The organism is Micromonospora sp. NBC_00821 (assembly GCF_036347035.1).
GTDB classification, from domain to species: Bacteria; Actinomycetota; Actinomycetes; order Mycobacteriales; family Micromonosporaceae; genus Micromonospora; species Micromonospora hortensis.
Genome location: NZ_CP108880.1, coordinates 1,454,962 through 1,469,372 on the forward strand (window position 1 = coordinate 1,454,962; position 14,411 = coordinate 1,469,372).

At 70.4% G+C, this 14,411-nt stretch carries 12 protein-coding genes and 3 tRNA genes; 7 read left to right on the forward strand and 8 right to left on the reverse strand.

The window, feature by feature from the left end; translation table 11 throughout:
• Positions 1 to 9: 9 nt before the first annotated feature.
• Positions 10 to 600, reverse strand: a complete 591-nt coding sequence (locus OHB44_RS06795) for a sigma-70 family RNA polymerase sigma factor (protein WP_238684749.1) — start codon at positions 598 to 600, stop codon at positions 10 to 12.
• A 172-nt stretch (positions 601 to 772) separates the two neighbouring features.
• Here OHB44_RS06795 and OHB44_RS06800 point away from each other — a divergent pair, with 172 nt between their 5' ends.
• From OHB44_RS06800 to OHB44_RS33435, 3 genes are all read left to right on the forward strand, one after another.
• Complete coding sequence (locus OHB44_RS06800) at positions 773 to 2,440, forward strand: copper resistance CopC/CopD family protein (protein WP_266305208.1); 1,668 nt, start codon at positions 773 to 775, stop codon at positions 2,438 to 2,440.
• Positions 2,441 to 2,457: 17 nt separating this feature from the next.
• Positions 2,458 to 3,195, forward strand: a complete 738-nt coding sequence (locus tag OHB44_RS06805) for a YcnI family copper-binding membrane protein (RefSeq protein ID WP_330439952.1) — start codon at positions 2,458 to 2,460, stop codon at positions 3,193 to 3,195.
• Between the two features lie 149 nt (positions 3,196 to 3,344).
• Positions 3,345 to 4,364: a hypothetical protein gene (locus OHB44_RS33435; RefSeq protein WP_442932686.1), complete on the forward strand. Its 1,020-nt coding sequence runs from the start codon at positions 3,345 to 3,347 to the stop codon at positions 4,362 to 4,364.
• A gap of 120 nt (positions 4,365 to 4,484) precedes the next feature.
• Here OHB44_RS33435 and OHB44_RS06815 read toward each other — a convergent pair whose 3' ends face one another.
• Positions 4,485 to 5,768: a glycosyltransferase family 87 protein gene (locus tag OHB44_RS06815; RefSeq protein ID WP_330439953.1), complete on the reverse strand. Its 1,284-nt coding sequence runs from the start codon at positions 5,766 to 5,768 to the stop codon at positions 4,485 to 4,487.
• Between the two features lie 72 nt (positions 5,769 to 5,840).
• Here OHB44_RS06815 and orn point away from each other — a divergent pair, with 72 nt between their 5' ends.
• Positions 5,841 to 6,431: an oligoribonuclease gene (orn, locus tag OHB44_RS06820; protein WP_091393455.1), complete on the forward strand. Its 591-nt coding sequence runs from the start codon at positions 5,841 to 5,843 to the stop codon at positions 6,429 to 6,431.
• Between the two features lie 112 nt (positions 6,432 to 6,543).
• A tRNA-His gene (locus OHB44_RS06825) sits at positions 6,544 to 6,619 on the forward strand.
• Positions 6,620 to 6,729: 110 nt separating this feature from the next.
• On the opposite strand, the gene OHB44_RS06830 is transcribed toward OHB44_RS06825, so the two are convergent.
• On the reverse strand, positions 6,730 to 8,019 hold the full coding sequence (locus OHB44_RS06830; RefSeq protein ID WP_330439954.1) for a L,D-transpeptidase: 1,290 nt from the start codon (positions 8,017 to 8,019) through the stop codon (positions 6,730 to 6,732).
• Positions 8,020 to 8,268: 249 nt separating this feature from the next.
• On the reverse strand, positions 8,269 to 9,531 hold the full coding sequence (locus OHB44_RS06835) for a L,D-transpeptidase (protein WP_238684745.1): 1,263 nt from the start codon (positions 9,529 to 9,531) through the stop codon (positions 8,269 to 8,271).
• A 187-nt stretch (positions 9,532 to 9,718) separates the two neighbouring features.
• Between OHB44_RS06835 and OHB44_RS06840 the strand changes: the two genes are divergently transcribed.
• Positions 9,719 to 9,794, forward strand: a tRNA-Lys gene (locus tag OHB44_RS06840).
• A gap of 104 nt (positions 9,795 to 9,898) precedes the next feature.
• Here the strand turns inward: OHB44_RS06840 and OHB44_RS06845 are convergent.
• Positions 9,899 to 11,563, reverse strand: coding sequence for a Na+/H+ antiporter (locus tag OHB44_RS06845; protein ID WP_330441190.1), 1,665 nt, complete (start codon positions 11,561 to 11,563; stop codon positions 9,899 to 9,901).
• Positions 11,564 to 11,924: 361 nt separating this feature from the next.
• Here OHB44_RS06845 and OHB44_RS06850 point away from each other — a divergent pair.
• Positions 11,925 to 12,000 (forward strand) — tRNA-Lys (locus tag OHB44_RS06850).
• A 28-nt stretch (positions 12,001 to 12,028) separates the two neighbouring features.
• On the opposite strand, the gene OHB44_RS06855 is transcribed toward OHB44_RS06850, so the two are convergent.
• The 3 genes from OHB44_RS06855 to OHB44_RS06865 form a co-directional block, all read right to left on the reverse strand.
• Positions 12,029 to 13,258 carry an MFS transporter gene (locus OHB44_RS06855; protein WP_330439955.1) on the reverse strand — a complete coding sequence of 410 codons (1,230 nt, stop codon included), beginning with the start codon at positions 13,256 to 13,258 and terminating at the stop codon, positions 12,029 to 12,031.
• 168 nt (positions 13,259 to 13,426) lie between these two features.
• Positions 13,427 to 13,843 (reverse strand): hypothetical protein, encoded by a 417-nt coding sequence (locus OHB44_RS06860; protein ID WP_266303516.1) that lies wholly within the window; start codon positions 13,841 to 13,843, stop codon positions 13,427 to 13,429.
• A gap of 214 nt (positions 13,844 to 14,057) precedes the next feature.
• Entirely contained in the window at positions 14,058 to 14,399 is a 342-nt protein-coding gene (locus tag OHB44_RS06865) for a YnfA family protein (protein ID WP_238684742.1), read from the reverse strand.
• Positions 14,400 to 14,411 lie beyond the last annotated feature (12 nt).

The following is a 14,411-nucleotide window of genomic DNA, read 5'->3' on the forward strand; positions in this document are numbered from 1 at the left end:
GTTCCGGGTTCAGCCGGTCAGGGCGTCGCCGACCGCCTCGACCAGGTCGTCTCGGGCCCGGGCGACCCGGGACCGGATGGTGCCCACCGGCACCCCTTCGACGGCCGCGGCCTCGGCGTACGACAGGCCGAGCAGTTGGGTGAGCACGAACGCTGAGCGTCGCTCGGGGCCGAGGCGACGAACGAGGTCGGCGGCGCCGAACTGGCCGGCCGGGTCCGGGTGCGGCCGGTCGGTGTACGCGTTCGCCGCCAGGCGCTCGTCGAGTCGCCGACGCCTGATGACAGTGCGCAGGTGGTCGGCGCAGGCCCGGCGGGCGATGCCGAGCAGCCAGGTGCGGACGCTGGAGCGACCCTCGAAGGCGGGGAGTGCCCGGAACGCCCGCAGGTAGGTTTCCTGGGTCAGGTCGTCGGCGCTGTCCGGGTCGACCAGGGCGGCGGCGAACCGCCAGACCTCGGCCTGGGTCAGCCGGACGAACGCGGCCTGGGCGGTGGGGTCACCGTCGCGGGCGGTCAGCGCCGACTCGGTTGCCGGGTCCCGGGCGACCTCGTCGACCGGCTCTGCCGGACCGGCGGCACCGGAGTCACGCGGGACAGGGATCACGACACACCAGGTTACGCGGCAGTCGGCGGCGCGTCAGTGTCGTTCGGCCTTTGGATGGTCTGCGACACGTCGGGAACTTTTCCCCGACCCGGGCCGACTACCAGTTCATGACGTGCGACCACAGAAGCGACCACCCCCCTCGGGTCGCCGAATGGGACACCCATCGGCGACCATGGCCGGCATGACTGTCGCCCCCCGCCGCTGGGCCGCCAGGCTGGCCGCAGCCGCCGGCCTCCTGGTCACCGTCGTCGCCTTGTTGATCGCGCCGGCCACCTCCGCCAGCGCCCACGCGGTGCTGGAGAGCAGCAGCCCGGCTGCCGCCTCCATCGTGCCGAGCGGGCCGTCCGAGGTGGTCCTCACGTTCAGCGAGTCGGTCCGTAAGGTGCCCGGCAAGATCCGGATCATCGCGCCGGACGGTTCCCGGGCCGACCGGGGTGAACCGTCGTTCAGCGGCGGTGTGGTGACCATCCCGGTGGACCCGGCCGGCGCCCGCGGCACCTACCTGGTCAGCTTCCGGGTGATCTCCGCCGACAGCCATCCGGTCTCCGGGGCGTACACCTACTCGGTCGGCGCACCCTCGACCCCACCCGTCGACTCGGGCACTGACAGCCGCGCCAACCCGGTGGTGGAGACGGCGGTGAAGGTGGCCCGCTTCCTCGGCTACGCCGGCCTGGTGCTGCTGGTGGGGCCGGCGCTGGTGCTCGCCGCGCTCTGGCCACGACGGCTCTCCCGGCGGGGGCCGACCCGGCTGGCCTGGACCGGCCTCGGTCTGGTGGCCGTCGCCACCCTCGCCGACCTGTGGTTGCAGGTGCCCTACACGGCCGGTGGTGGTCTCTTCGACGTCACCGGCGAGGGGTTCGGCAGTGTGTTCGGCAGCGCCTTCGGCGCCGCCCACCTGGTCCGACTCGGCCTGCTGGCGGCGTCCGTCTTCCTGCTCCGCCCGCTGCTGGCCCGGCCCGCCGGCCGCGCGGACGCGATCATCCTGGCCGTGCTCGGCGTCGCCGCCCTGCTGACCTGGCCGCTGGCCGGGCACCCGGCGGCGTCCCCGGCCCCGGCGGTCTCGGTGGTGGTCGACGCCGTCCACCTGGGCAGCATGGCGGTCTGGCTGGGCGGTCTGCTCATGCTCGCCGTCTTCCTGCTGCGCCAGGCCGACGAGCGGGAGTTGGGCGCGATCCTGCCGATCTGGTCGCGCTGGGCGGCGCTCGCCGTCTCGGCGTTGCTGCTGGCCGGCACCGTCCAGGCGCTGATCGAGGTGGCCACCCCGCAGGCACTCTTCGACACCACGTACGGGCGCTTGCTGCTCGCCAAGATCGGGTTGTTCGCGCTGGTCATCGCCGTGGCCGCGTACTCCCGCAAGTTGGTGCGCAGCCGTGTCGCGGCGCAACGCCCGGCACCGGTGCGCCGGGCGGTCCTGGTGGAGTTGGCCGTCACCGTCGTGGTGCTGGCCGTGTCCGCCACGCTCGTGCAGACCACGCCGGCGCGCACCGCCGGAGCCGCCCCATCCGCCGGGGCCGAGGCCGGCCTCTTCAGCACCAGGCTCTCCAGCCCGCTCCTGTCCGTCGAGGTCGAGGTGAGCCCGGCCGAGCGGGGCAACAACTCGGTGCACCTCTACGCGTACGACAAGGCCAACCAGCCACTGCTGGTCGCGGAGTGGAAGGCGACAGTCGCGCTGCCCTCGGCCGGGATCGAGCCGATCGAGGTGCCGTTGCTGCGGTTGACGGACAGTCACGCCTACGGCGACATCAGCCTGCCGACCCCCGGCGAGTGGCAATTGAAGATCACCGCCCGAACGACCGACATCGACCAGGCCACGGTGACCGCCACCGTGCCCATCCGTTAGAAAGGCTCGCGAAACCCATGACCCGATTCCGGCGTACCGCAACCGCCGCTGCCGCCCTGGCGTTCACCGCCGCCGCCACCGCTGTGCTCGGCTTCGCCGGACCGGCGTCCGCACACGTCACGGTGAACCCGAAGGAGGCGACCCAGGGCGGCTACGCCCGGGTGGCGTTCCGGGTGCCCAACGAGAGCGACACCGCGTCGACCACCAAGCTTGAGGTGGTCCTGCCGGAGAACGCCCCGGTCGGCTCGGTGTCGACGATGCCGGTGCCGGGCTGGACGGTTACCACGGAGAAGCGCAAGGTGGACCCGCCGATCGAGGTGCACGGCAGTCAGCTCACCGAAGCGGTCTCCAAGATCACCTGGACGGCCTCCGGCGACGCGGGTGTGAAGCCGGGTCAGTTCCAGGAGTTCCCCGTCTCGATGGGGCCTCTGCCGCAGGTCGACTCGATGGTGTTCAAGACCCTGCAGACCTACTCGGACGGCACCATCTCGCGGTGGATCGACGACCCGGCGCCGGGTGCCGAGGAGCCGGAGCACCCGGCCCCGGTGCTCACCCTGGCCGCCGCCGCCGCGGCGCCGTCGGGTTCGGCCTCGCCGGCCGCAGCCGTCGCCTCGCCCGACGACGATGACGACGACGACGGCAACGGGCTCGCGGTCGGCCTCGGCGTGGCCGGTCTCGTTGCCGGTCTGGCCGGTCTGGTGCTGGGCGGGCTGGCGTTCACGCGTACCCGCCGGGAGTCGATCACCAAGGCCTGATCCTGTTCCATCCGCTGGCCCGCCGGATCTTCCGGCGGGCCAGCGTGCTTTCCGGAGCCGATGCCGACCGTGCCGTGGATATCCCCTGATCAGGCGGTGTACGTCGGTAAGGTCGGCCGGGTATTTGGCTACGGAGGGGGACGGTGCGGATGCGGTTCGTGCGGGTGATCGCCGGAGTGCTGCTGTTGGTAGTGGGAATTCCGGCGCTGTTCGCCGGTGGCGGGCTGTGGCTGGTGACCCGACACGCCGACCCCGGCGGGTCCTTCGCCGCCCGCTTCGAAACGGTCCGCACGCCCGGTCACGCGATCGTCGTCACCGACCTCGACCGGTTGCTGCGGCAGGACGCGCCCTTCGCGCGTACCGCGCAGACCCGGCTGCGCCTGGACGCCCGGACCACGGGTGGGCCGGCCTTCGTCGGACTGGCGCCCACCGCCGAGGTGCGTGGCTGGCTGGAGGCGGTGCCGCACGCCACGGTCCGTCGCGTGGCGCTGGCCCGTGGTCCGCTGCCGGTCCGGCTCGATCCGGCCGGACCGGCCGCCGACACCCCGGGCGTCGCGCCGGCCGACGGGCCGGTCACGCCGCTGGGCCGGCCCTTCTGGGTACGAGAGGGGATCGGCTCGCTGGAGTGGAGCGCGGACGACCTCGCCGGCGAACCCGTGAGCCTGGTGGTGATGCGCCCCGACGGCGAGGACGACCTGGCCCTGGACCTGCACGCCGAGTTGCGGGTCGGGTGGACCGGCCCGGCCACCTGGGGTCTGCTGACCGTCGGCGTGCTGCTGGTGGTGTGCGCGGCGCTGCTCCTGCTACGGCCACTACGGCCACGCGAGGTGATCTTCGTGGTCGAGCCGGATCAGGTGCCGGTGCTCGCCGGCCGGCTCGGGGTCACCTCGCTGAGTGGCCTGGGCCCTCGCCAACCCGATCCGACCCCACCGTTGCCGGCACGACAACTCGCCCCGGTCGGCTCCGGAGCCCCGGAACCCGCGCGGTCGGCGATCGGCGCGGCCCGTGCGGCCACCCTCGCCGACCTGGACGAACCGGTCCGGCTGCCCCGTCCACCGGAGGTGACGCTGAGTCTCGCCTGGCCGCCGGCCGACGTGGACGAGCCGACGGCCGGGCCGGTGGCGGCCGCACCGGGCGACGACCCGGCCCGTGGTGGCCCGGTCGGGTGACTGCCCGGCCGGTGGTGGTGGGTGAGACGGCGAGCGGCCCTCCGCGCTGCCGACGCGGAGGGCCACCCTCACCGGGGGATCGGTGCTACCCGAGCGACGCTTGAGGTAGATGAGGACAGATTAGCGCCGAACATGGCCACTCGGGAGGTCTGTCCAATTGGTGCGATTTTCCGCACCGAGCCCGGAGCGCACCGGCAACGCCACCAGCAGCAGCAGGCTGAGCAGCACATAGGTGTTCTGCACGACGAAGTCCACCGGGTCGTGAGTGCGGACCGGTCCCGCGCCCCAGGCCTGGAACGTCACCACGCCGTAGATGGTCACGGCGGTGATGCCCAGCGCGAGCCCGGCCAGCCAGCGACGCCGGCGTGCCTCCTCCGGGCGGTCCGCGCTCAACGCCGCGTCGGCGAGCAGCACCACCGCCGGCACGAACCAGTAGATGTGGTGGGTCCAGGTGATCGGGCTCGCCAGGGAACCGACCAGCCCGGTCAACGTCAGGCCGGCCACCGCGTCGCCGGCCCGCGCCGCACGGGCGGCCCGCCACAGCCCGTAGCCGGCCACCGCGGCGACCAGCAGCAGCCAGAGCAGCCGGTCCGGCTTCTCCGGCTCGGTGAACCGGCTGAGCAGGCCGAACAGCGACTGGTTGCCGACGATGTCGGTGCGTCCCACCCGCTCGGTGGTCCACAGCTCGTGCGTCCAGAACCGCCACGAGTCACGAGGGGCGATCGCCGCCGCGAGCAGGGTCGCCGCCGCCGCTGTCGCGCTTGCCACGGCCGCCGCCCGCCACCGCCGGGTGGCCAGCAGGTACACGATGAAGATGCCGGGGAAGAGCTTGAGTGCCGTCGCCAGCCCCACGCCCACCCCGGCCCAGCGTCGCGCCCGCGGCACCGCGAACAGTAGATCGGCCAGGATCAGCACGACCAGCAACATGTTGATCTGGCCGAAGGTGATCGTCTCGCGGATGCTCTCCACCGCCAGCACCAGCAGTACGGCGGCGATCAGTGTGAACGTTCGGGGCAGGTCGTGTCGGGCGATCACCGGAGTCACCAGCCACCGGGTGGTCAGCACCACGGCCAGCACGGTGAGCGCCGTGAAGATCGCCACGGTGGCGCCGAGCCGCAACAGACCGAACGGCCACAGCAGCAGCGCGCTGAACGGTGGGTAGGTGAAGTACAACTCGCCCTGCACCCGGTCGGGCTGGACGTAGTCGTAGAGCGGGTGGCCGACGCGCCACCAGTCCATCGCGGACATGTAGATCTTGAGATCGAAGAAATCGTGCACGAGGCCGGGCAGGTAGAGCGCTGGCAGCACAGCACCGAGGGCCACCACCGTGACCAGACGACGGACCGTACGGCCGCCGGGATCGTCTTCGGTGACGGCGGGCGGTGCGACGGGTTCTGCTGGCACCCCGAAACCCTAGCGGTCCGGTCGGCCGAGAGCGCGCAGCCGCGGGGCGTGGGCTGCGCGTAGGCTGTCCCGGTGGCTGATCTCCTCGTCTGGATCGACTGTGAGATGACTGGGTTGGACCTCGGCAGGGACAAACTGATCGAGGTTGCGGCACTGGTCACCGATCCCGACCTCAACGTGCTGGGTGACGGTGTCGACGTGGTGATCCACGCCGACGAGGCGGCGCTGGAGGGGATGCCGGAGATCGTGCAGACCATGCACGCCAAGTCCGGCCTCACCGAGGAGGTCCGCCGTTCGGCGGTCACCCTCGCCGAGGCCGAAGACCTGGTCCTGGACTACGTCCGCACCTTCGTCAAGGATCCGCGTACGGCGCCGCTCTGCGGCAACTCGATCGCCACCGACCGGGGCTTCATCGCCCGGGACATGCCCCGCCTCGACGCCCACCTGCACTACCGGATGATCGACGTGTCTTCGATCAAGGAACTCTGTCGCCGCTGGTACCCCCGTGTTTACTTCGGTCAGCCGCAGAAGGGTCTGGCGCACCGGGCGCTGGCCGACATCCGGGAGAGCATCCGGGAGCTGGAGTACTACCGGCGCACCGTCTTCGTTCCGCTGCCCGGCCCGGATGTCGAGACCGCCAAGGCCATCGCCGCCGAACTCTGACCGCGGCAGCTCCTCTCGGAGAGCAGGGAACCCGCTGGACGAGGTGCGTCGTGGTGTGGCTATTATTGGTCCGCACCCCGCCCGGAGCGATCGACCGGGCGACGGCGGCATGGTGGCTGTAGCTCAGTTGGCAGAGCACCGGGTTGTGGTCCCGGTTGTCGGGGGTTCAATTCCCCTCAGTCACCCCACTGGTTTCACCGACTCAGGCCCCCTCCTCGGAGGGGGCCTGAGTCGTTGTCGGGGCGAGACAGGGCCTACGCGAAAGCCCCCTCCGAGGAGGGGGCTTTCGTCGGCTGGCTCAGGAGGTCGGCGTGGGGGACGGGGCGCCCGTCCCGTCCGGGGTCGGCGTGGCGTCCGGGTCGGCCGGAGGCTCGTACGGGAGGGCGCTGCCCTTGACGTACTCGTCCCAGCTCATGTTCCAGTCGGTCCAGCCGTTTCCGTTCTGCAGCTTGCGCTCGGTGCCCTTCACCGTGATCGGGTCGCCGATCTGGGTGTTCTTGAAGAGCCAGTCGCCGTTGGCCATCGACACGTTCACGCAGCCGTGCGACACGTTAGTGGTGCCCTGCTGTCCCTCGGACCAGGGTGCCGCGTGAATGAACTCCCCGCCCCAGGTGAGGCGCTGCGCGAAGTCAATCTTGGTGCGGTAACCCTCCTCCGGGCCCAGCTCCTCGAACGTGTCGAAGACCGTCTTGCGCAACTTCTCGATGACGACCATGGTGCCGCTGGACGACGGGGTGCTCTTCTTGCCCAGGCTCACCGGGATGGTCTTGATCACAGAGCCGTTGCGGGTCACCGTCATCCGCTTGGTCTTGTTGTCCACAGTCATGACCACCGCCGCGCCGATCTTGACGTCCACCGAGAGGTCGGCGCGGCCGTACCAACCCTCACCCATCGGCAGGCCACCCGCCTGGACCCGGTAGGAGACCTTGCTGCCGGTCTTCCAGAACTCCTTCGGCCGGAACCGGATCTCGGTGGGGCTGACCCAGTGCCAGATCCCCGCCTGCGCCGGCGTCGAGGTGACAGTCATCCGGCGCTGCACGTCGTCGCGGTAGTCCTCCGGGATGCCCCGGCTGAACTTCACGATCAGCGGCATGCCCACACCGACCACCTGGTTGTCGCCGAGGAAGCTGCTCACGCGTACCTGGTTGCCGGGCTTGGCCATCGTGGTGAAGGTGCTCGTCGCGGTGGCCGGGCGTCCGTCGTCGCCCTTGGCGGTAACGGTGGCCGTGTAGCTCGTGCCGTAGGCCAGCGCGCCGGTCGGCAGCCACGACTTGCCGTCCGTGGCGAGGGCGCCCTCGACCACCTTGCCGGCGGCGTCCTTCAGCTCGACAGCGGTCTCCACGGCGTCCTTCGTGGTGAAGGTGACGCCGGTGGACGCCGGCACGTCCTTGGCGTCGGCCGCCGGCTCGCTGATCGTCGCGGCGGCCTTCGGCGCCGGGTTCTCGCCGCCGCCGTGCCACGAGGACGGCTTGCCGCCGTCGCCGTCGGTGCAGGCCGAGGTGAAGGCCAGCGCCACGGCGAGAAGCCCCGCCGCGAACACGCGGCGTCGCCCACCGGGCCTGATCAGCTGGTCCTGGCTAGCTCGCATGAATTCCCTCACAGTTGTGGTCGCTGCCCCATCGTCTCTTACTGACGCGCCAGAGCCGGCCCCGGTTGCCGAGGGTGAACCGAAACACGCCATCAATAGTGCCCGAATCCTGCTACTATCCGGCGTTTCGTGAGCCTGGTTCGTCTCCGTGTCGGGAGCGCGGGGGTCGCCGCGCTGTCATCGAGCGGCGGGAGTGCAAGGGTACGCCGGCCCGGCCAACGGCCGAGCCGGCGCAACGAGGCCGACGGCTCAGACCGCCGGACCGGCCCCACCACTGGGCACCGGCAACGCGCTGCCCTTGACGAACTCCGACCAGCTCAGGCTCCACGCCGTCCAACCGTTACCGGCGGCGATCCTGCGCTCGGTGCCCTTGATCGTGATCGGGTCACCGATCCGGGTCTTGCCGAACAACCACCTGGCGTTCGCCATCGACACGTTCACGCAGCCGTGCGAGACGTTCTGCCGCCCCTGCACGTGCTCCGACCAGGGCGCGGCGTGGATGTACTCGCCACCCCAGGTCAGCCGTTGGGCGAACTGGATGTCGGTCACGTAGCGGTTGGCCGGATCCGGGTCGTCGCGGGTGTCGAAGACAGTGGCTTCCTTCTTCTCCATCACCACCATCGTGCCGCTCGACGACGGTGTGCTCTTCTTGCCCAGGCTCACCGGAATGGTGCGTACCGGCGCGCCGTTCTCGTACACCGTCATCTTCTTGTTGGCGTTGTCGACCTTCATCTCGAACGACCGGCCGATCTTGGCGGTGGCCTTGCGGTCGATGTCGCCGTACTTGCCGTTGCTCAACGGCACCCCCGCCAGCGCGATCCGCACGGTGATGGTGGTGCCCGGCTTCCAGTACTCCGGGGCCCGGTAGTAGGCCTGCGTGCCATTGCTGACCCAGTGCCACGCGCCCGGCTGAGGCGGGTCGGTCCGGACGAACATCCGCTTCTGCACCGCAGCCCGGTCCTTCTTCGGGATGCCCGGGTGGAACTCGGTGACCACCGGCATGGCCACCCCGTAACTCTTGTCGTCGAAGAGGTACAGGCCCGAACCGATTGTCGACTTCGGCTTGGCCATCGTGGTGAAGCTGCTGGTGCCCTGGCTGCTCGTGCCGTCCGACGCGCTCGCCGTCACAGTGGCCGTGTAGCGCGTACCCCACTTCAGCGGAGCTGACGGCACCCAGGACGAACCATCGCTACGCAGTTTGCCCTCGATCGAGCCGCCGCCGTCCGCCGTCAGGGTGACAGCGGACACCTTCCCGCCGTCCGGGAGCTTGGCGCTGATCTCCGTGCTCACCGGCCGATTCTTGGTGCCGTTCGCCGGGCTCAGCGTGAGCGCCGGCCCACTCGGTGTGCTCGGTGTCGAAGGTGCGGCTGAGCCAGGGGTGGCGCTCACGTCCGAGGACGCCCCGCCAACGAATTCCGGCTTCTTCTCGCCGCCGCCGCATCCGGTCAGTGCCAGCGACGCCGCCAGAGTCAGGGCGCCCACCACCGCCCCGGCTCGCGTGAACCGTGCCATGCCCACCTCTGTTCTCGCGTACCTGGCGGACATCGTGCCGCATCACCGCCGCAACCCACGCCCCGATCTTGGCGGCGGTGGTCGGTTTGGGGCTTTTTGCCGGCAAAGCTCGACCGAAGGGGGGACCCGGGGAACCAAATTGGAGCCCGTGTTGGAGGGGTGCTAATGTTCTCTCCGTTGCCGATGAGCGCCGCTAGCTCAACTGGCAGAGCAGCGGACTCTTAATCCGCGGGTTCGGGGTTCGAGTCCCTGGCGGCGCACCAACGATGAAGGTCCTGACCTGGCAGATGTCTGCCGGTCAGGGCCTTTTTCGCGTACGCCAGTGCGACGGGGTACGACGCCGGTGGCTCGACACAGGCGTGGCAGGTCAGCTGGAGGACCGCCTCGGCAGCAACAGCTCCTCGTGATCGAGTTCACGTTCCAGAACACGGAGCTCCTCGTCCGGCAGTCGGCCGGAGTCGCGCCAGCGCACGAGTTCCTCGCGCTGCGCGTCGATGGCTGTCCGCCGGATACGAAGCGCCGCCTCGTACGCCGGCGAGGTGGGCAGCTCGGATGATCCGCTCTGCTCCAGAAGGTCCAGCCGTCCGCGGTAGCGCGCCAGTCGGGCCAGCAGCTGCGTACGAGTGGTGTTGACGGCCACCGCGCTGTCCGGCTCCACCGCGGCAACCTCGTCGAGGCGAGCCAGGGCGGCCTCGACCGCCGCCGAGCGGGCCTCGTTGCGTACGCGGGCCTGGTCGGCTTCGTTGGCGCGCAGGCCCAGCATCCGCACGAGCGGCGCGAACGTCAGGCCCTGCCCGACGAGTGTCACCAGGACGACCACGAAGGTGCAGAACAGCAGGAGGTCACGGTCGGGAAAGGGCGCGCCGCTGTTAGTGGTCAGCGGCAGGGTGAAGATCGCGGCCAGACTGATCACCCCACGGGTGCCGGACCAGCTCAGTGCCACCACCTCGCGGGAGGTGAGTCGGCGGGCGTTGCGGTCGGCACGCTCGATCTGCCGGGCGGTCCCGGGTTCGTCGGGGTCGTCCTGCTCGGAAATGCCGCCCAGCCGGGTGTGCAGCGACCGGGGGAGGGACTGGGTCATCACCAGCCACGCGGGACGCAGCAGGAGCACCACGCCCACGGACACCGCGACCGCGATGACGATGGTCGACGTGTCGTACTGACGCAGGCCCTTGACTACCTCGGGAAGCTGCTGGCCGATGAGCAGGAAGACGAAGCCTTCGAGGAGGAAGTCGACCAACCGCCACACCGCGCTGGTCTGCAGCCGGGCGGCGCCCGAGGTGAGCTGAGGCGTCTTGTGGCCAACGATCAGCCCGGCGATCACCACGGCGAGCACCCCGGAGACGTGCAGTTCCTCGCCCAACAGGTAGGCCACGAACGGTGTCGCGAGCGAGATGGCATTCGACAACAGCGGGTCCGCGGTGAACGGTCGGGCCAGACGTACCAGCCAGGCCACTGCCGCTCCCACGGCGACCCCGCCGACCGCCGCCAACACGAACTGACCAATCGCGGACGGGAACGAGAACTCACCACCCACCGCGGCGGCCACCGCGACGCTGAGCATCGTCAGCGCGGTGGCGTCGTTGAGCAGCCCCTCGCCCTGGATGATCGTGACCATCTTCGGTGGCAGGTTCACTCGGCGGCCCACCGCCAGGGCAGCCACCGGGTCGGGCGGCGCGATGGCGGCGCCAACAGCGATCCCGGCGGCGAGCGTCGCCCCGGCGACGAACAGGTGAAACCCGATACCGACCAGTATCCCGGTGAGGAGCACCAGCAGCACGGACAGGCTGACCACGATGCGGAGGTTCCGGCGGATGTCCAACAGCGAGGAGTCCAGTGCGGCGCTGTAGAGCAACGGCGGCAGCACGATCATGAGCACAAGCTCGGGATCCAGGCCGACGTTGGGGCCGGGGAGCAGCGCGTACGCGATGCCGATGAGCGGTAGAAGCGCCGCGGCCGGCAGACCGGTGCGGGCCGCCACCCACCGCACGACGACGATGACCGCGACAGCGGCGAGCACGAACAACAACATCGAATGGGTGCTCACCTGGCTACTTCCCCCTGCCGCGGCGCGAGGTTCCTCGGATCCACCGCGGGCTCGCGGCCGAGCCGGCCGTTCGGCGCCGTTGACGCCGGTCAGCGCGGCAGGTAGCGGTAACGAGCAAACCCGCTTGATCAACCGGACCTGGCCGACCGCAGCATCCACGGCGTTGGCGTCTGCGCTGCCGTCAAGCCGGCCTCGTCACTGTGGAACCCGGTACGACCACAACTCTAAGCCTGACCCGGGTTTGCCTGCACGTCGGTGAGCACGTCCGACCCGGTGACGCCGCGCTCGGTGGCCGCCTTGGGGAACCGTCCGGCCTGCTGCTAACGTCTCGTCCCGTTGTCAGCGAGCGCCGCTAGCTCAACTGGCAGAGCAGCGGACTCTTAATCCGCGGGTTCGGGGTTCGAGTCCCTGGCGGCGCACCAGCAATATTCAGGGGGCGTGACCAATTGGTCATACCCCCTGAATTGCGTCGTCCAGCGGGGCGACGCGGAGCACGAGTGGACCACGACGTCCGAGCGCCCACACGATGAGCGCGAAGCAGCAGAGCGCCGCTCCCGCGATGGTGACCGCTGTCCAGCCGCCCGCGGTCCAGAGCGCGGTCGCGGCGGCGGAGCCGATGGCGGCGCCGACGAAGTTGCAGGTGGCCAGCGCGGTGTTGAGCCGGCTCCGGGCCTCGTGAGAGAGGGCGAAAAGGCGCGCCCGGTTGAGCAGGGCCTGCGTCTGGAGGGCGACGTCGAGCATGACGATCACGATGATGACGAGGACGACGGACCGTACGGCGAACGCCGCGACGACGAACGCGGTGAGGGCCAGTACCCAGGCCGCGCCGGTGGCCGGGACCGACCAACCGCGATCGTGCAGCCGTCCGCCGCGCAGGCCGGAGAGGACGCCGGCGAGGCCGGCCAACCCGAACAACCCGATCACCGCCACCGGGTACCGGAACGGCGGGCCGCTGAGGAGGAACGTCAGCGCCGTCCAGAACAGCGAGAACGCGGCGAACCCGGTGGCGGCCAGGACCAGCGTCCACCTGACCGCCCGCTCCCGTACGACGACCGCGCCGACCGAGGCGATGAGTTGCGCGTAGGGCATGCGCGTCCGCGGCGCCAGCGGGGGGATCGCGCGGTAGAGCACGATCGCGAGCAGGACGGCGAGGACCGCGGCGAGGGCGAAGATCGTCCGCCACCCGGCGGCGTCGGCGACGAGGCCGCTGATCGTGCGGGAGGCCAGGATGCCGGTGAGGGTCCCCGATCCGACGACGCCGACGATCCGACCGCGCTGGGCGTCGCCGGCAAGGTCTCCGGCGAGCGGGGTGAGGATCTGCCCGGAGATCGTCGTCACGCCGAGCACGCCGAGTGCGAGGAGGAGTACGCCGATCGACGGCGCCAGCGCACACATCAGCAGTGCGGCGGCCGAGGTCAGCAGCATGATCGGGACGAACCGGCGGCGGTCCAGGACGTCACCGAGCGGTACCAGCAGCAGCACGCCGACGGCGTACCCGAGCTGCGCCGCGGTGACCAGCCAGCCGGCCGTCGCGGTCGTGACGCGTAGATCGCCCGCGATGAAGCCGAGCAGTGGCTGGGCCCAGTACAGGTTGCCGACTGCCACTCCCGCCGCCAACGCGAAAAGGAACGTCAGCCGGCGGCTCATCCCTGACGGGGGTGCCATGCGGGGTGCTGCCACCCCGCCACGCTACGGCGGGTCGGGCTTGGCATCAGCGTTGACGTCAGTCTTCAGCCGGACACCGGAACCGACCCCCGCGCTGCGCACCGCCGTCCTGCCCGGCGACACGTCGGCGCGACCGGCCTGACGGCCGGCCGGCAGCGGCGAACGCCGGCCGGCCGTCCTCCGTCACGCCACAATGTCCCAGGTCGTTCGACACTTCTCGTCGGAGCCGCCAGCGCCTTTGCGTTCACAGGCTTCGACATAGACCCTCGTGCCCGGCAGCAGTCTGACGTAGTAAGGCTCGGAGCAGGTGCCACTGCCGTTCGCCGCGTGGAGCGTGACCTTGGCGTAGACGGGCTCCCACCAAATGCGGCCAATGGTACGGCGACCGTCGGCTGCGCCCTCGTCGCAGGCTCTGAACGCCGAATCAATTCCGGAGTTGGTGTAGATGGCGAAGCCGTTGCCGGCGGAGTACGGGTCGGCCGAATACACGATCACGGGGTACCCCGCCGAAGCGGTGCTCGGGGTGGCCACGAGCCCGGTGACCGTGAGCGCCATCGCCATCAGCGTGGCACCGAACCAGCGTGAATTCTTGCGGATCATCGGCAATCTCCTACCGTCGAGAAACGACCGGTGTGGTCGTCACGACCGATGATGGGCGCGATCCGTCGATGGATGACAGACGCGCGGACAGGTCCGAACAGGTCCGAACACTCCGAACACCTCCGGTGCACCTCAGGAGCCGTGGACGGGGACTGTGCGGGACGGTCGTGCGGCGGAACGAGGCTGAGGTCGGCGGAGCGGGGAATGGGCGGACTTAGCCGCCTGCGTCACGCGGCGCGTACATGATCAGGGCGACGCCGATCAGGCAGATGCCGGCGCCGATGACGTCCCACCGGTCTGGCCGGAACTTGTCGACGATCACGCCCCAGGCGAGGGATCCGGCGACGAACACGCCGCCGTAGGCGGCGAGGATGCGCCCGAAGTTCGGGTCGGGTTGGAAGGTGGCGACGAATCCGTACGCGCCGAGGGCGATGACTCCGGCGGCGATCCACCACAGGCCGCGGTGCTCGCGCCAGCCCTGCCAGATCAGCCAGGCCCCGCCGATCTCGAACAGGGCGGCGACGACGAACAGCAGGACAGAGCGGACGACTGTCATCCGTGGACCGTA